Annotated in this window: 18 protein-coding genes and 2 tRNA genes; 9 read left to right on the top strand and 11 right to left on the bottom strand. The window is 29.9% G+C overall.

Annotated elements, in window-relative coordinates:
• The first annotated feature begins 16 nt into the window (after positions 1-16).
• The gene (locus tag FIA58_RS19160; protein ID WP_140964311.1) at positions 17-1,003 is read left to right on the top strand and encodes a tetratricopeptide repeat protein; all 987 of its coding nucleotides are present in this window, start codon (positions 17-19) and stop codon (positions 1,001-1,003) included.
• Between the two features lie 81 nt (positions 1,004-1,084).
• Here FIA58_RS19160 and FIA58_RS19155 read toward each other — a convergent pair whose 3' ends face one another.
• The 6 genes from FIA58_RS19155 to proS form a co-directional block, all read right to left on the bottom strand.
• The gene (locus FIA58_RS19155; RefSeq protein ID WP_140964310.1) at positions 1,085-1,516 is read right to left on the bottom strand and encodes a hypothetical protein; all 432 of its coding nucleotides are present in this window, start codon (positions 1,514-1,516) and stop codon (positions 1,085-1,087) included.
• A 49-nt stretch (positions 1,517-1,565) separates the two neighbouring features.
• Entirely contained in the window at positions 1,566-3,362 is a 1,797-nt protein-coding gene (gene typA / locus FIA58_RS19150) for a translational GTPase TypA (protein WP_140964309.1), read from the bottom strand.
• Positions 3,363-3,490: 128 nt separating this feature from the next.
• Positions 3,491-3,742, bottom strand: coding sequence for a 30S ribosomal protein S20 (rpsT, locus tag FIA58_RS19145; RefSeq protein WP_140964308.1), 252 nt, complete (start codon positions 3,740-3,742; stop codon positions 3,491-3,493).
• Between the two features lie 155 nt (positions 3,743-3,897).
• Positions 3,898-3,969, bottom strand: a tRNA-Glu gene (locus FIA58_RS19140).
• Positions 3,970-3,982: 13 nt separating this feature from the next.
• Positions 3,983-4,054: transfer RNA gene (locus tag FIA58_RS19135), tRNA-Glu, on the bottom strand.
• Between the two features lie 79 nt (positions 4,055-4,133).
• Positions 4,134-5,612: a proline--tRNA ligase gene (gene proS, locus FIA58_RS19130; RefSeq protein WP_140964307.1), complete on the bottom strand. Its 1,479-nt coding sequence runs from the start codon at positions 5,610-5,612 to the stop codon at positions 4,134-4,136.
• Between the two features lie 98 nt (positions 5,613-5,710).
• On the opposite strand from proS, the gene FIA58_RS19125 reads away from it, so the two are divergent.
• The 3 genes from FIA58_RS19125 to rimO all read left to right on the top strand — a co-directional run bounded on the left by FIA58_RS19125 (position 5,711) and on the right by rimO (position 9,874).
• Positions 5,711-6,727 (top strand): hypothetical protein, encoded by a 1,017-nt coding sequence (locus tag FIA58_RS19125; RefSeq protein ID WP_140964306.1) that lies wholly within the window; start codon positions 5,711-5,713, stop codon positions 6,725-6,727.
• A 48-nt stretch (positions 6,728-6,775) separates the two neighbouring features.
• Positions 6,776-8,320 (top strand): OmpP1/FadL family transporter, encoded by a 1,545-nt coding sequence (locus FIA58_RS19120; RefSeq protein ID WP_140964305.1) that lies wholly within the window; start codon positions 6,776-6,778, stop codon positions 8,318-8,320.
• Between the two features lie 243 nt (positions 8,321-8,563).
• Positions 8,564-9,874 carry a 30S ribosomal protein S12 methylthiotransferase RimO gene (gene rimO / locus FIA58_RS19115; protein WP_140964304.1) on the top strand — a complete coding sequence of 437 codons (1,311 nt, stop codon included), beginning with the start codon at positions 8,564-8,566 and terminating at the stop codon, positions 9,872-9,874.
• Positions 9,875-9,942: 68 nt separating this feature from the next.
• On the opposite strand, the gene FIA58_RS19110 is transcribed toward rimO, so the two are convergent.
• From FIA58_RS19110 to FIA58_RS19090, 5 genes are all read right to left on the bottom strand, one after another.
• Positions 9,943-12,183: a serine hydrolase gene (locus FIA58_RS19110; protein ID WP_140964303.1), complete on the bottom strand. Its 2,241-nt coding sequence runs from the start codon at positions 12,181-12,183 to the stop codon at positions 9,943-9,945.
• Between the two features lie 88 nt (positions 12,184-12,271).
• Complete coding sequence (locus tag FIA58_RS19105; protein WP_140964302.1) at positions 12,272-12,604, bottom strand: hypothetical protein; 333 nt, start codon at positions 12,602-12,604, stop codon at positions 12,272-12,274.
• A complete protein-coding gene (locus FIA58_RS19100; RefSeq protein WP_140964301.1) occupies positions 12,601-13,173 on the bottom strand; it encodes an RNA polymerase sigma factor in 573 nt (190 codons plus the stop codon). Before FIA58_RS19100 ends, FIA58_RS19105 begins: the two co-directional genes overlap by 4 nt.
• Entirely contained in the window at positions 13,170-13,496 is a 327-nt protein-coding gene (locus tag FIA58_RS19095; protein WP_140964300.1) for a hypothetical protein, read from the bottom strand. The genes FIA58_RS19100 and FIA58_RS19095 overlap by 4 nt, the downstream gene beginning before the upstream one ends.
• Positions 13,497-13,549: 53 nt before the next feature.
• The gene (locus FIA58_RS19090; protein ID WP_208022833.1) at positions 13,550-14,656 is read right to left on the bottom strand and encodes a serine hydrolase domain-containing protein; all 1,107 of its coding nucleotides are present in this window, start codon (positions 14,654-14,656) and stop codon (positions 13,550-13,552) included.
• 150 nt (positions 14,657-14,806) lie between these two features.
• Between FIA58_RS19090 and FIA58_RS19085 the strand changes: the two genes are divergently transcribed.
• The 5 genes from FIA58_RS19085 to FIA58_RS21530 all read left to right on the top strand — a co-directional run bounded on the left by FIA58_RS19085 (position 14,807) and on the right by FIA58_RS21530 (position 17,787).
• Positions 14,807-15,796 carry a metal-dependent hydrolase gene (locus FIA58_RS19085; RefSeq protein WP_140964299.1) on the top strand — a complete coding sequence of 330 codons (990 nt, stop codon included), beginning with the start codon at positions 14,807-14,809 and terminating at the stop codon, positions 15,794-15,796.
• Positions 15,797-15,909: 113 nt separating this feature from the next.
• On the top strand, positions 15,910-16,146 hold the full coding sequence (locus FIA58_RS19080; RefSeq protein WP_140964298.1) for a YdcH family protein: 237 nt from the start codon (positions 15,910-15,912) through the stop codon (positions 16,144-16,146).
• A gap of 98 nt (positions 16,147-16,244) precedes the next feature.
• Positions 16,245-16,766 (top strand): TetR/AcrR family transcriptional regulator, encoded by a 522-nt coding sequence (locus FIA58_RS19075; RefSeq protein ID WP_140964297.1) that lies wholly within the window; start codon positions 16,245-16,247, stop codon positions 16,764-16,766.
• 48 nt (positions 16,767-16,814) lie between these two features.
• Positions 16,815-17,183 carry an MBL fold metallo-hydrolase gene (locus FIA58_RS21535; protein WP_243754709.1) on the top strand — a complete coding sequence of 123 codons (369 nt, stop codon included), beginning with the start codon at positions 16,815-16,817 and terminating at the stop codon, positions 17,181-17,183.
• On the top strand, positions 17,137-17,787 hold the full coding sequence (locus FIA58_RS21530) for an MBL fold metallo-hydrolase (protein ID WP_317167934.1): 651 nt from the start codon (positions 17,137-17,139) through the stop codon (positions 17,785-17,787). The genes FIA58_RS21535 and FIA58_RS21530 overlap by 47 nt, the downstream gene beginning before the upstream one ends.
• The last annotated feature ends 212 nt before the right edge of the window (positions 17,788-17,999 follow it).

The following is a 17,999-nucleotide window of genomic DNA, read 5'->3' as shown; positions in this document are numbered from 1 at the left end:
ATTAATACTTTTTAATATGAAAACAAATCGATTCATCATTTTGGGACTTTTAATTGTCCAATCAATTTTTGGTCAAGAAAAAGAGAAGAAAAATACATTCAAATTTAACAAAGAAAATTTCTTAAAAGAGTTATCTCAAAACGCATGTAAATGTATTGATTCAATTGATACTTTTAATAAAATAAAAGACAGTTTAGCCTCTGAAATTAATAATTGTATAGACAAACAAGTCTCCGTATATCAGTTTGGAATTCAAATGGCTGATATTGAAATTGATTTAGATAAAAAGAAGAAAAAAGAAGAAAAAAAAGATATAAATATTTTAATCAATCCAGATCCTAACTCAAAAGAATACAAAGAAGCTTATTATGAGCTAGAAAGAGATATAGTCGACAACTGTACCTCTATTAAGTCTAAAATATCCATAAATGACAAAGTAAACCACAACTCTCTATCTTCAAACAACTTAGCATTAGAATACTATAATAAAGGATTAGATGCTACAAAAACAGAAGATTATAAAAGTGCAATTAACTACTACAAAAAAGCAGTTGCAGTAGATTCTGATTTTGCTTTTGCTTATGATAATATGGGAATTTGTTATAGGAAATTAAACAATTACGATGAAGCTATAAATGCTTATGAAAAATCATTAAAAATAGACCCTTACGGATTAATGCCTTTACAAAATATAGGTGTAGCATATATTTATAAAAAAGAATATAAGAAAGCAATTAAAGCTTATGAAAAACTAGGAGATATTCAACCCGATAATCCAGAAGTCTTTTACGGAATAGGTGTAATTTATTTTCAAAATTTAAATAATTTAGAAAAAGGATTAGATAATATGTGTAAAGCCTATTTACTCTATATTCAAAAAAAATCACCTTACAGGTCTGATGCTGAAAAAATAATTCAAATGATTTATACTGAATACAAGAAAAAGAATAATTTATCAGAGTTTAATAAAATTCTTGAAGAACACAACATTAGCCAAAACTAACAAATCATATTACATTAAAAAGCAAAGTCATATTTTAATTAAAATATGACTTTGCTTTTTATTCTTCTCCTTCTCCTTCTATCAAAATTTCCAATCAAACTCGTCTTGATTGTTAAAAACAGCCCCAAGTTCAATTTTGAATACTAAACCATAATCTACATTTACAAATAACCAATTATCTTCAAAAAAATAATTTTCAGTACCATCAACTATTTCAGTTTCAAAATTAGATAATTTATTTTGTACCAGTAAATTTTGTATTTCATCCCATGATTTACCTATCACTTTAGAGTCAAATAATTCCAATTGATCATTTGAAGAAGTAATATACCCCAATCTCAATTCTTCTTCTTCATAAAAAGTCAATCTCATTTTATGGTCGTTGTAAACATATACAACATTATCTTCCTCATCTTCATATTGCTTGCTAGGTTTACCATAAATTTCTTCTACCTCTTTTTGCTTCATTCCAAAAAGTAATTGACCAATGCCAAATTTTAATTTAACTTTCATAATCATTAATATAAAAAAACTGCCTTTCTCAAGGCAGTTTATAATTTAATTACATTTTAAAACGTTTTCTATCATTCTCATTTAAATAAATCTTACGTAAACGTAGCGATTTAGGTGTAACTTCAACATATTCATCTTTTTGAATATACTCTAAAGCTTCCTCCAAAGAGAACTTTATCGCAGGAATAATCCTTGCTTTATCATCAGCACCAGAAGAGCGTACGTTTGATAATTTTTTTGTCTTAGTAACATTAACAACCATATCATCACTACGTGTATTCTCTCCAATAACCTGACCTTCATATATATCTTCGTTAGGGTCAACAAAGAATTTTCCTCTATCTTGTAATTTATCAATTGAATAAGGAATTGCTTTTCCGTTTTCCATAGAGATTAAAGAACCACTATTTCTTCCAGGAATTTCACCTTTAAACGGTTCGTACCCAATAAAACGGTGTGCCATGATAGCTTCACCAGCTGTAGCAGTTAATAATTGATTACGTAAGCCTATAATCCCACGAGAAGGAATGTTGAATTTTACAATCATTCTTTCTCCTTTACCTTCCATACTTAACATTTCTCCTTTACGTATAGAAACAAATTCTACCGCTCTACCAGAAAGGTTTTCAGGTAAATCAATTGTTAGTTCTTCAATTGGCTCACATTTAACACCATCAATTTCTTTGATAATTACTTGTGGTTGACCAATTTGCAATTCATAGCCTTCTCTTCTCATTGTCTCAATAAGAACAGATAAGTGAAGAACTCCACGTCCAAAAACCATAAATTTATCAGCAGAATCAGTTTCACCAACTTTCATCGCAAGGTTTTTCTCTAATTCTTTAGTCAGTCTATCTCTAATGTGTCTTGAAGTAACAAATTTACCTTCTTTACCAAAGAAAGGAGAATCATTAATTGTAAACAACATGCTCATTGTAGGCTCATCAATAGCAATAGTTTGTAAAGCCTCAGGGTTTTCAAAATCAGCAATAGTATCACCAATTTCAAAACCTTCAACACCTACAATTGCACAGATATCTCCAGCAATAACTTCTTCAACTTTTCTACGTCCTAAACCTTCAAAAGTATGTAATTCTTTAATTCTTGATTTGATTACTTTACCATCTCTTTTAACCAAAGAGATTGGCATACCTTCTCTTAAAACACCTCTTTCTAAACGACCAATTGCGATACGTCCAGTAAAACTTGAAAAGTCTAATGATGTGATTAACATTTGAGGAGTTCCTTCTGATACTTTTGGTGCAGGCACATTAGCCAAAACCATATCTAATAAAGGCTCTATATTTTCAGTTTGATTTCTAAAATCATCTGACATCCAATTATTTTTTGCAGAACCATAAACCGTTGGAAAATCCAATTGTTCTTCGGTTGCACCTAATTCAAACATCAAATCGAAAACTTTTTCATGAACTTCTTCAGGTGTGCAATTCTCTTTATCTACTTTATTGATTACAACGCATGGTTTTAATCCTAAATCAATAGCTTTCTGTAACACAAATCTTGTTTGAGGCATAGGTCCTTCAAAAGCATCTACTAAAAGACAAACACCATCAGCCATATTTAATACACGTTCCACTTCTCCACCAAAATCCGCGTGACCAGGAGTATCAATAATATTGATTTTTGTACCCTTATACGTTACCGATACGTTTTTAGAGGTAATAGTAATTCCTCTTTCACGCTCTAGGTCGTTGTTATCCAGGATCAAATCACCTGTGTTTTCGTTTTCACGAAATAATTGGCAGTGATACATAATTTTGTCAACCAATGTAGTCTTACCGTGGTCAACGTGTGCAATAATTGCGATGTTTCTAATAGATGTCATTTAACTATTTTTTTGAAGGTGCAAAAGTAAGGTTTTTTTTTGGATAAAACACTATCCATAAATAATATGATATACAAAAAAGCCCTCAAATTGAGAGCTTTATATCTTTTTAGAATTATAATTGATAATTATAATGCCGCAACATGTTTAGTTAATTTAGATTTTAAATTAGAAGCTTTATTATTATGAATAATATTTTTCTTAGCTAATTTATCAATCATAGAAATTACAGTTGCTAATTTTGCAGAAGCTTCGGTCTTATCTGTAGCTAAACGAATAGCTTTGATAGCATTACGAGTCGTTTTGTGTTGGTATCTATTTAACACTCTTTTCTTCTCGTTACTTCTAATTCTTTTTAAAGCAGATTTATGATTTGCCATTTTGTTCTTTTTTTAATTGTAATAATCGTTATAAACTACTAGTTAAAAAAGAAAAACCTCCCACAATTAAAATAATCACTTTGGTTTTAACTAATAAAATAAAATCTCGAGACACTGAAATGTTATTTTATAAAACTATTTCACAACTAATTTTGTAGCCCGTAGGGGAATCGAACCCCTCTTACCAGGATGAAAACCTGGCGTCCTAACCGATAGACGAACGGGCCTTGAGATATTTTGTAGTCCGTACGGGAATCGAACCCGTGTTACCAGGATGAAAACCTGGCGTCCTAACCCCTAGACGAACGGACCGTTATTTCTCGAATGCGGATGCAAAACTACAACTTTTTTTTATTCTCGCAAGCATCTTTGAAAAAATTTTTATTTTTTTTTAATAAGCCTTAGCAAATAAGACCCTTCCTACAGAAGGCAAACCAGTAAACACACATTTCCCTACCTCCTCAACTTGATCCAAAGGAATACATCTTATTGTTGCTTTTGTCAAATCTTTAATCTTTTCTTCAGTTTCTGGTGTTCCATCCCAATGTGCAGACACAAAACCTCCTTTGTTCTCCAAAACTTCTTTAAACTCTTCAAAAGTGTTTACTTCAGTAGTATGAAGCTTTCTATAATCAATAGCACTATTAAACAAGTCACTTTGTATTGTCTTTAGTAAATTTTCAAGATAAATAACTATTCCATCTTTTTCTATAATTTCTTTTGTTAAAGTATCCCTTCTAGCCACTTCATAAGTACCATTTTCAATATCTTTTGGACCAACAGCTAAACGAACTGGTACTCCTTTTAACTCCCATTCTGCAAATTTAAATCCTGGCTTATGCGTGTCTCTATTGTCAAATTTAACCGAGATATTAAGCTCCCTTAATTCACCAACCAATTCATTTACTTGCCCTGTTATAGCATCTAACTGCTCATCTGTCTTATAAATTGGAACAATAACAACCTGAATAGGTGCTAAATTAGGAGGTAAAACCAAACCGTTATCATCTGAATGTGTCATTACTAAAGCACCCATCAAACGTGTCGAAACACCCCAAGAAGTTCCCCATACAAATTCTTGTTTTCCTTCTTTATTTGCAAATTTAACATCAAAAGCTTTAGCAAAATTTTGCCCTAAGAAATGAGAAGTACCAGCCTGAAGTGCTTTACCATCTTGCATTAAAGCTTCTATACAATAGGTTTCTTCAGCACCAGCAAAACGCTCTGATTCCGTTTTTAATCCTTTTACTACAGGTATAGCCATAAAGTTTTGAACAAAATCCGCGTACACATTCATCATTTTTTCAGATTCTTCAATTGCCTCTTGCCTAGTAGCATGCGCAGTATGTCCTTCTTGCCATAAAAATTCTGCAGTTCTTAAAAACAATCTTGTCCTCATCTCCCAACGCACTACATTTGCCCATTGATTAATCAACAAAGGTAAATCTCTATATGATTGCACCCATCCTTTATATGTACTCCAAATTATAGCTTCACTAGTAGGTCGAACAATTAATTCTTCTTCTAATTTAGCATTAGGATCAACTATTAACTTCCCTTTATTATCAGGATCATTTTTCAACCTGTAATGAGTTACTATAGCACATTCTTTCGCAAAGCCTTCAGCATTTTTCTCCTCTGCCTCAAACATACTTTTGGGAACAAAAAGAGGAAAATAAGCATTACTATGACCTGTCTCTTTAAATTTTCTATCTAACTCTGCTTGCATCTTTTCCCAAATTGCATAACCATATGGTTTAATTACCATACATCCTCTTACTCCTGAATTCTCGGCCAAATCAGCTTTTACAACTAATTCGTTATACCATTTTGAATAATCTTCTGCTCTTGTTGTTAAGTTTTTGCTCATTATCTTGGTTTTGGCACAAAATTTGTTTATATTTATTTTAACTAAAAGTTACGCAAAACTAACTATTTTTGTGATGTCCAACAATAAAAAAAAACTTTATGAAAACTAATTTACCAATTTTAAGAAAAATTCACTTGTTTTCCTTAATCGGAATTCTAAGCACATTGATCATATCTTGTGGTTCATACCAAAACTCATCATATTACGACAATGATGGTGTTTATGGCTCGAACCAAAGAAACGAAAGCAATGTTGAAAACAAATATTCAGAACAAAATATGGAGCAGTCCAATAAATATTCTGAACAATTTAGAGACATGCAAGATGACTACACTTATTTTACAGATGTAGAAGATTACTCTTCTGAATCAAATGACTCTACAGTTACTGCATATAGAAATTATGACAATTCTCAACAAAATGCAGGTTGGGGGAACAACTCTAGTAGTGTTACTATAAATTATTATGACACCATGGGTTTTAATAACTGGTACTCTCCTTACCAATATGGTGGGTGGAATAATTGGTATGGTTCAGGATGGGGATGGAGAAATCCTTTTTATGGTCCAGGATGGGCATGGAGTAATTCATATGGACCAGGATGGGGATGGAGTTCATGGAATGGACCTAGCTATTACAGTGGCTACTCATATGGTCCATTTTATAATAATTATTACTATGGCAGTGGTTGGATGTCAAACGGATATTATAGAGGATATGGAAGAAATATAGCCTATAACTCAGGCAGAAGAGGCGGAAGTTACTATTCTTCAAACTCAAGTAGATATAGCAACTACAACAGTCAAAGAAGAGATAACAATAATTCTACTAGAAGATATTCTTCAAGAAACTTAAATAGTAGAAATGTTTATAAAGAAAAAAGAAATACGTATTCAAATAACACAAGAAACAATTCAGGAACAAGAAACACATATTCGACTCCAACAAATAACCCTACAAGAACAAGTACATATTCAACTCCAAGAAGAAGTTCTTCGTCAACAAATAGCACTCCAACAAGAACCTATACTCCAACAAGAAGTTCTGGATCTTCTGGAGGAGGAAGATCATCTGGTGGTGGTCGTTCTGGTGGAGGAAGAGGAGGAAGAGGATAAAATCTTAAAAATCAATTAAAAAAAACAGATTTATAGAATAGAATTGCTATGAAAAAATTTTATATACTATCCTTGCTTTTATCCTTTTTTATTGGGATGAGTCAAGAAACAACAACTCAAGACGCATTACGATATGCAACTGAAAACTTAACAGGTACTGCCCGATTTAGAGCAATGAGTGGTGCCTTCGGATCTTTAGGTGGTGATTTATCAGCTATAAATGTTAACCCTGCCGGATCAGCTATTTTTAATCATAACATGGCAAGTATTACAGCTAGTAGTTTTAATACAAAAAACAAATCAAGCTATTTTGGTAGTAGTACTTCTGAAAATTATAGTATTCTTGATTTAAATCAATTAGGAGCTGTATTTGTTTTTATTGATACCAATAATGATTGGAAAAAGTTTTCAATTGCTGTAAATTATGAAAATACTAATAATTTTGATGACAGATTGTTTTCAGCTGGAACAAATCCTAATAACTCAGTAAGTAATTATTTTCTAAATTTTGCTCAAGGATTACCATTGGAATTTATGCAATTACAAAATAATGAAACCATTCCAAATTTATATAGTTATTTAGGTGAAACAGGAGGCTTAGGATTTCCTGCACAACAAGCTTTCTTAGGGTTTCAAGCTTATTTATTTGATCCTGTTGATGGGAATGATCTTGGCAATGTAAATTATACTTCGAATATTCCTTTCCCTGCAAGATATTATCAAGAAAACTCTATTACAAGTACTGGCTATAATGGAAAGTTAACTGGAAATTTTGCAACCTCATATAAAGACAAACTTTATTTGGGTTTAAGTCTAAATGCGCATTTTACCGATTATGTTAGAAACTCTAGCGTTTACGAATCAAATAATGATATCAGTAGTCCAAATCGATTAAACTCATTAAGGTTTAATAATGAACTCTACACTTATGGATCTGGTTTTTCGTTTAATTTAGGAGCTATTTTCCAAGCTACCGAAGAACTAAGAGTTGGACTAGCTTATGAATCTCCAACTTGGTTAAGATTAAATGACGAGTTAAGACAATCATTAGTAGGTATAAGTTATGAAAACGGAGTACCAGTTTCTACTGGAGCTGATATTGTTTCTCCTAACATTACCAATATATATCCAACATATCACTTACAAACTGCACAAAAGTTTACAGGAAGTGCTTCTTATGTATTTAACAAAAAAGGATTAATAAGTATTGATGCATCTATGAAAGATTATACTAATACAAAATTTTCTCCAAGCAATGACCCAGCCTATGTAGATGTTAATTCTAGTATGAGTGCAAACTTAAAAAATGCTTTAGAATTAAGAATTGGTGGTGAATATAGAATTAAACAATTTAGCTTGAGAGCTGGTTATCGTTTTGAAGAAAGTCCTTTTAAAGTTGATTATGCCATGGGAGACTTAACTGGTTATTCTGGTGGAATAGGTTTTAACTTTGGTGAAAGCAAACTAGATTTAGCATATTCAAACAGTCATAGAAATTACAATCAAAGTTTTGTTTCTTCAGGTATGAATGATACCTCAAGAATTAGAACGATACAGAATAATGTAACGCTTACCTACTCTATTAATTTTTAAAAAAAATAATACAGTGAGTATTTATTCGAAATCCTTCTTTACAGAAGGATTTTTTTTATACCCAAAACTTCCTCATAGCCCTGATTGCAGTGGCATCCTCTCTATTTATAGAGAGATAGAACGGAAAGCAGGTAGAAACTTAAAAAAACTCCCAAGCGTTAGTGCTTCTAATGAATAATTTTATGTAATTTTGCACCTCTCTAGAAACGTCTAGTACAGAAGAGTATAGCTAATTTTAAGTATATGAGAACCAAATCGTTAAAGAAAAATAAAATCAACGTAATTACACTAGGATGTTCAAAAAATGTCTATGATAGTGAAGTTTTAATGGGACAACTGAAAGCCAATGGCAAAGAAGTGACGCATGAAGCTACTAAAGATGAAGGCAATATCATTGTAATTAACACTTGTGGTTTTATTGACAATGCAAAAGAAGAATCGGTGAATATGATTTTAGAATATGCCGATAAAAAAGAACAAGGTTTGGTTGATAAAGTTTTTGTTACTGGATGTTTATCCGAAAGATACCGTCCTGATTTAGAGAAAGAAATTCCAAATGTAGATCAGTTTTTTGGTACTACTGAATTGCCTTTATTATTAAAAGCTTTAGGTGCAGATTATAAACACGAATTGATAGGAGAACGTCTAACCACTACTCCCAAAAATTATGCTTATTTAAAAATATCAGAAGGTTGTGATAGACCGTGTAGTTTCTGTGCAATTCCTTTGATGAGAGGCAAACACGTCTCTACTCCTATTGAAAAATTAGTAATTGAAGCTGAAAAATTAGCTAAAAACGGAGTTAAAGAGTTAATTTTAATTGCTCAAGATTTAACCTATTACGGTTTAGATATTTACAAAAAAAGAAACTTAGCTGAATTGTTAGAAAATTTAGTAAAAGTTGAAGGTATTGAATGGATTCGTTTGCATTATGCCTTTCCAACAGGTTTCCCAATGGAAGTATTGGACTTAATGAAAAAAGAACCAAAAATTTGTAATTATATTGATATTCCTCTTCAACATATTTCTGACAGTGTTTTGAAATCGATGCGAAGAGGAACCACATATGAAAAGACTACTAATCTTTTAAAGGACTTTAGAAAATCGGTTCCTGAAATGGCTATTCGTACCACTTTAATTGTTGGTTATCCTGGTGAAACAGAAGAAGATTTTGAGATTTTAAAAAATTGGGTTGAAGAAATGCGTTTTGAACGTTTGGGTTGTTTTGCTTATTCGCACGAAGAAAACACACATGCTTACAACTTAGTAGATGATGTTCCAGATGATGTAAAACAAGAACGAGCAAGAATTATAATGGATATTCAAGCACAAATTTCTTGGGATTTAAACCAAGAGAAAATTGGTCAAACTTTTAAATGTGTAATTGACAGAAAAGAAGGAGAATATTTTGTTGGAAGAACAGAATTTGATTCTCCTGATGTTGATAATGAAGTTTTGGTTGAGGCTTCTAAACATTATTTAAAAACAGGTGATTTTGTAATGCTGAAAATTACAGATGCTACTGAGTTTGATTTATATGCAGAACCAGTTTAAAAATTGATTCCAAATAAAAAAACCTCATAATCTATACATTATGAGGTTTTTTTATGTTTTTTTTAAAATTATTGTACTTCATTTAAAATTAGTTCTGTCATTTCAAACCTTGGAAATTCTCCTGTATTATTTAACAATATTACTGTTATTCCTCCATCAGGTTGTTTTAGAAACATGGAATAAAATCCTAAATCTGTTCCTGGATGATATATGATTTTATGCTTTTTTGATTCTGAAAACATATAGTTGTCTATCATCCATCCGTAACCATAATCTGCATCCCAATCCAAATATTTTGCTCTCGGTATAAATAACGTTTCTAATATTTGTTGAGATATTAATTCTCCATTTTCTAATGCCTTACTCCATTTATATAAATCTTGTGTGGTTGAAACAATTCCTCCAGCACCTCCAACATTTCCAAAATCATACTTGGGTTCTATTTCATCATATAGATAGCCTGTAACTATATTATCATTTTGCTTCGTTCCAAAATAAGTATCTTTCATATCCAAAGGTGTAAAAATTCTTTGTTGTAACACCTCTCCAAAATTTGCTTTGGTTATTTGCTCTACAATTAAACTTAAAAGGGTAAAATTTGAATTTGAATATTCAAATTTACTTCCTGGTTCAAAATCCAAAACATCACTACAAAATAAATTTACAACTTCTTCAATAGTATATGTATTAGACAAAATTTTTGTAGTGTATTCTTTATTATTAAAAAAATTTGGAATACCTGATTGGTGGCTTAATAATTGATCAATTGTTATCTTTTTATGCGGATAATTTGGAAGAAATTTACCTATGGTATCTGAAAATTGTAATTTATTTTCATTTACTAATTGCAAAATAAGCATTGCTGTAAAAGTCTTACTTGTAGAACCTATTCTAAATTGCGAATTTTTATTGTTTTGAGTAAAATCATTATTATAACTTTTTTCCAAAATAACTTTTCCCTCATAGGCTATTAGAGCATTACCATTGAATATTTTTCTCTTGTTATAAAAAGATAAAATAGAATCTATTCTTGCTACTTTATCTTTAGGCATCTTATTTAACGCATTTTGGATTTCATTCTTATAATCATTCGCTTTATTATTTGCTTCAAGTTGCTCGGCAATTGCATTAAAGTCAGTAGTAGGTAGAATAATGGTATAGTCTTTCCAAAAATTTACATCATAAATAGAATGCTGTCTTTCTACCAATTTCCTATCTGCTAGCGTCTCATTATCTACAAATGGCTGAGCATTATCAGTTTCAATCTTTGTTACCAAATAATCTACTCTAGTGTCTGTTTTAAAATTATAGTGTTGCCTTTCACTTTTAAATGTAAGGATTGCATCATTACCCACATTGTTCAAGTAAAAATGGTTTCCAACTTTAGTATAATAAATCTGAAAATCATTTTTTTGCATGGTTATACGAATCCCTAATACTTTCATTAAAGTTCTTTCTGCACCACTTCCATATTTATGAAAAGTCATGCCCTTTGGACTTAATCCAAAATTAAAATAGAGAAAGGCAAAAGTTTTTTTATCTAAAAGCATATATCCTTTATAACCAGATTCTTTAGTCTCTTTTTGATCAAAACTAATTTTATATGCTGGATTTCCATTTACTAATTCTGTTCCTACTAATTTAAAATTGTGCAACTTTAAGCCTTTCTTATTTAGCAAATCAATTGATTCTATATTGTGTACAATATCAAACTCATATATTCCATTTGGATTTAATCCTAAATCAATTCCTCTTGAAGCTCTTTCATCTTTAATGGCACGCATTTTCTCTAGCTTAAACTGCTGGTATGGTTTGCTTGTTTTAGATTGATAAATATCAAAAACGGCTTCCGATAAATGAATGTAACTCTTGTCTTTCTGTGAAGTCACTCTATAAAAGCCATTGCTTATATAGGGTTCCAAATTGTAATTCTTTGGAATGTTTTCTAAAGCTTTTTCTATGATTGAATCAGCTGTCAATGAACTTACTACTACTTCATTTAATATGGTTTCATTTTCTCTCAAATAAATAATAAGTGGATTTTTTACTTTGGAAACAGCTATTCTCTTTGTTTTATAACCGATGTAAGAAACCGTTAAGCTGTCATTTTCCATTACTTTTGGAATAATTATTTTAAATTCTCCTTTATTATTCGTTAGTGTTCCAATATTATTATTTGAAACAGAAATTGTAGCATACGATAACGTTTCTTTATTAGCTTCATTATAGACAAATCCTTCTATTATAATTTCCTGTCCATAAAATATTGTTGCATAAAAAAACAGGATACTAATAACTAATTTTCTCATTTAATTCACATAGTTTTTAATTAAAACTCAATATAAGAGTAATATTAAACATCTTTTAGAAAATAACTATTCTTTAACTTTATAAAGCCTAGGATAAATTAGTAATTGTAGTTTTAAGTTTAATCAAATGGTTAAATGAAATTAACAATAAGAAGGTAATAAAAGCAAAAATAATTGTTTTGAATGACTTATTCATTAACTCACTTTTCATAAAAACTGAAAAATTTAAATAATACAAAATTAATCCAACTATAAAAAAAAGTAGAGTGCATATTCCAATGATAAAACGAAATGATACAATAGAACTATTTATTTCTTTATTTTTTTCTACTTCAATCTGTAACATTATTTTATCAGTTAAATCATTTGAAGCAACTATTTCACTCTTTTTTAAAATATATTTTATTTGTTCTTCTTTCATAATAGATGTGTTATTTCATTTCCTAATATTTTTTTTAATTGTTGCTCCATATTTATCCTACCTCTATGCAGATCAACCTTTACTTTAGATTTACTAAAACCTGTTATCTCTTGAATTTCAGAAATAGAATGTTCGTATAAATAAAACAAACGTAGTACTAAAGCTTCATCAACTTTTATTGTCTTTAATGCCATTTGAATGTATTTCTTTTGATCTTCTTCTTCTAAATAAGTCCCTGACTTTTCATCAACTTCAATTGAATAAACAGCTGCTATATCAATATCTGAATGTCTTTTTTGTTTCTTAAGTTCGTTATAAGCTGTATTAACTACAATTCGATACAACCAAGTCGAGAATTTAGCATCTTTCTTAAAAGTATGCAGCTTTTGATATACTTTTATAAATGTTGTTTGAACGACATCTTCGGCAAGTAATTCATTTTTTACAATAGAAGAAGCTAAGGTTAGTGACACATTCTTATAAAAATCAATTAGATCTTTAAAAGCGAATGTATCACCCTCCATTATCTTATTTATTAATAGTTTATCTCGAGTTTCAATAGGATTCATTCCTTTCTTGTTCTCAACCAATGTGCAACTAGTAATCCAATTGCGCCAAAGATTAAAATTGTACCCCAAACAAATAAGTCCATTGTATCTTCAGATAAATCCATTGTAGTAAACATAGTTGATACAATAAGTCCTATTCCTAAAGATAAAACAATACAACCGATATCTTGATATAACATCTTTTTTGAATTCTCTGCAACTACTAATCCTTTTTCAATCATTGCTTTTTTTATGAGATAAGAATATTTTGCAATGATAAACACTATAACAACTATACCCATCATTAAAAACAAAGCACCTAATACTTCTTGTAAATTTTCCATATTTATTTTACTATTATTTATACTTTTTATTTTTCACTTTCAAAAATAAATTCTTAAAATTGATTTCCTAACGTATTTGAAATCGTTTTTAAAAACGCGGCCATATTACCACAATTCGTAAATATCACAATTCCATACTCCTGTTCTGGTACAAACATTGTATAAGCCTGAAAATCATGGTTATTACCTGTATGAAGATGCATAATTCCATTTTTTGTATGCTTTTGAGCAAATCCAAGTCCCCAACCAGTTTGATTTGTTTCCAATTTAATTGGGTTATTGTCTTTAAAGTGAGTTTGTTCATTAAGCATTTCTTCAAATGATTCGTCTTTTAAGCCTTCCCTTTTTAGCATTGCAATTATAAATTTAGCATATTCAAAAGCTTCACTGTGCACGCTTGAAAAAGCGTTAAATGTTTTTCCATTCCAACCTCCTCTTTCTGGTTTATTTTGTGTAGGATTACCTGCTTCATCATGACCAAAAACTTTATGATTGTCTAAATAATTACTCCAAACAAAAGTAGTATGCTCCATTTGTAAGGGCTGAGTAACTTCCTTTTGAAACAACTTATTCAAGTCTTCTTTAAATCCAATACCATTTTGCTTTCCAATGATAGCAGCCAAATACTGATAGGCTTCACCAGAATATGAAAAATCAGTACCAGGTTTAAAAGCTAGTGTAATTGGTTGATTATTGGCATGATTTGGAAATCCAGTTTGGTGCGCTAAAACCATTCTAGTCGTAATTAACTTATAATCCTCTTGCGATTCTGGAGCAATTCCCGGGTGTGGTAAGTATTGATAAAGTGGCTTATCTAAATCTATTATTCCGTTTTCTACCATTTTCATAACAAAATAAGCAAAAATGGGTTTAGAAAGAGAAGCTCCTTCAAAAAAATCTTGAGTAGTGACCTTTTGTTTGGTTTTAGAATTACTCACACCAAAAACGTTATGATAAACTACTCTATTTGCGTTAATAATTGCAATAGAAATACCTGGTAAATTATTAGATTTCATTGCTTTTAAAATAGCTTCATCTATTTTAGAACTAGATAACGTTCTCCCATCTATGCTTTTTATTTTTTGAGCAAATGAATTTGTAGCTATTAGCGCAAAAATAATGAGTGCTGTTTTTTTTATTCTATTTTTTAAAAAGTTCATTTTTATTAATTTAAATTTATTATATGTGTTTTTAGTGAATTCACAACCATTGGACAACAGCACTGATTAAAAGGTTACAAATACTATTTTTAATTCACAATCATTCCTATTGTTTACTTATTTTTGCCTATTGTAAAATTATTTTAATAAATGGATTCACTATCTCAAATCGTACTTGGAGCAGCTACTTTTGCCATCATAAAGGACAAAGAAATTGGTAAAAAAGCATTGCTTTATGGAGCCATTTTAGGGACTATTCCCGATTTAGACGTAGTGCTAAGTCCGTTTTTTAATCCCATTGAACAATTAGCTATTCATAGAGCTTTTTCACACTCAATATTTTTCTCTTTATTACTCAGCTTGTTGTTTGCAAAATGGTTTTCGCATAAATACAAAACGTCTTACATGTCATGGTTTTGGGCTAGTTTTATAGCTTTATTTACACATCCATTGTTAGATATTTGTACTACATACGGAACAAGAATATTGTATCCATTAAGTAAGTCTTTTTATAGTTTAGACAATGTTTTTGTAATAGATCCTTTATATACGATTTGGTTATTAATTGGTTGTATTATATTACTTTTCATGAAGAGAAATAATCCTAATCGACCAAAGGTCATTAAATGGTCATTATTTTTGTCAACTACCTATTTGATTTTTGGGTTAATTGTTCATTTTTATGTGATGAATAATTTTAAAAAAGAATTGAAAAGACAAAATATCGTCTATGAAAAAATTAAAGTAGTTCCAACACCTTTCAATACCATACTATGGCAAGGTATTGTAAAAACCAAAGAAGGTTTTTATTATGCTGATTATAGCTTATTGGATTCCAAAACAAATACTGACTTTCACTTTGAAAAGAACGATGTTGCCTTTATAGAAAGCAAAAAGAATATTGAGGCTTTAGAACCTTTTTTTAATTTTACAGAAGGATATGCTTTAGCAAGAGAAGAAAAAGGCAAAATGTATATTTACGGAACTAAATTTGGCCCCATTAACATTGAAAACGGTCAAGCCGAATTCTTTTTCCCAGTAGTCTTTAATTCTGATGGTACTTATGAAACCGTTCAAAGACAACCTGATAATTATAAAGAATTATTTGAAAGGCTTATTAGTAGATTGAAAGGAAATTAAAAGAGTAAAACGTTATAAAATAATACAAATCTTTTCATTTACAACTGATAAATATCATATTATATTGCACTATTTAATAATACATTTGAATAGATAATTAAAAGAGACAAAATATGATAACAAAACATCAATTAGCAGTAGATTTTCCAGAATTTGAAAAAAAGATGCATATACTAAAAGTAGAAGATAATCATTTTAAAAAAATGTTTGATGATTATGATGCTTTAGATCATCAAATATATAAAATAGAAACTGATGTTGAACCTACTTCAGATGATGTATTAAACAACTTAAGAATTGAAAGAGTCCATATAAAGGACGAAATCTACAAGTACTTAGAACAAAACTAATACTTTACCTATCTATTTAATCCTTTTCAACCCTTTTGAAAAGGATTTTTTTATTTCAAAACATTTCGTAAATTTGTAAGTGATTACTCACTATAGAAATGACAAAAAAACAAGAAAATATTATAAATGCAGCATTACAGCTTTTTGCACAGGAAGGCTATACAGCTACTTCAACTAACAAAGTAGCTAAGTTAGCTGGTGTTTCAGAAGGGTTAATATTTCGTCATTTTACAAATAAAGAAGGCTTATTAAAAGCCATTATAGAAGAAGGTGAACGAAAAGTTTTAACTCTTTTTGAAACTATATTTAAAGAAACAGAACCTAAAAAAATTATTCAAAAAACGATAACTCTTCCTTTTTTAATACCAAATGAGGAATTAGAATTTTGGAAATTACAATTCAAATTAAAATGGGAATTGAATCATAATAACTCCAATAAATTAAAACCTTTGCAAGAAAAACTAATACATTCCTTTAAAACGTTAAACTATCAGAATCCAGAATTAGAAGCTGCTTATGTGTTAACCTTTTTAGAAGGTCTATCAACTGCAATCATTAAAGGAACTCTAACAAATAGAACCGAATTTCAAGATTTCTTAATTTATAAATATCAATTATAAAAAATTTAAATAAAAAATAAGTAAGTACTCACTATTAAAACGTTAAAAATGAATAAACACTTTGGTGCAAAACCAACAAAAATAGATCTGAAAAAGTATCAGGAATCTAAAAATTGGAAAACTAATAAATTTGAGAATCTAGAGGAAACTTCAATGTCAATAAGCCTTAAAAAAATACCAAAAATACTCTACAAACAATTTTTTGAAAAAAAAGATAGAAAACCCAATAAAAAACTTTCAACTATACCTTTTGATAAATCTTATTTTTTAGCAACATCAAATAAAGCTAAGTTTATTTGGTATGGCCATTCAGCAATATTAATGCGAATGAATAATAAAAATATTCTTATTGATCCTATGTTTGGGAATAATGCTGCACCAATTTCTCCCTATAGATTTAGTTATGCTTTCTCATGACCATTATGATCATTTAGATTATGATAGCATTCAAAGATTAAAATCAAAAGTGAAAAAATATTTTGTTGCTTTAGGTGTTGGAAGACATTTGGAAAAATGGGGTATAGCCAAAAAAGACATTACCGAATTTGATTGGTGGGATGAAGCATTTTATGATGATATAAAAATCAACTTTACTCCTACTCGTCATTTTTCTGGAAGAGGTATTACAGATAGAGCAAAATCAATTTGGAGTGGTTGGACTTTTAAAACAGAAACGGAAAATATTTGGTTTAGTGGTGATAGTGGCTATGGAGACCATTTTAAAGAAATTGGAAAATATTTAGATCCGTTTGATTTTGCCTTTATGGAATGTGGTCAATACAATGAAAATTGGCACCAAATACACATGTATCCTGAAGAGAGTATACAAGCTTCCATTGATGCAAAAGTAAAAAATAGAATGCCAGTTCATTGGTCAGGTTTCGCATTATCACAACACAGTTGGACTGACCCTGTAGAACGTTTTAGTCAAAAAGCTACAGAAGAAAAACTGAAATATTGTGTACCAAAACTAGGTGAAATAAGATTAATTGATATGACAGATTATGAAAAATGGTGGTAATTGATAAGAAAAGTAACCTATAATTACAGATATAAAACATTAATGAATACGATTTCATTTATATAATTAACAGACAAACTTCATACATGAACAAGTATAAGTTTGCCTGTTATTTTTTTTTATATTTTATATTTGGATTAGATTATACTTTTATTATAAAAATAGATATAAACTCCCAAACATAACAAAGGAAATATGGCTACTGAAAAAGT

Source organism: Flavobacterium jejuense (assembly GCF_006491595.2).
GTDB lineage: Bacteria > Bacteroidota > Bacteroidia > Flavobacteriales > Flavobacteriaceae > Flavobacterium > Flavobacterium jejuense.
This window is presented reverse-complemented; position numbering and strand designations above follow the sequence as displayed.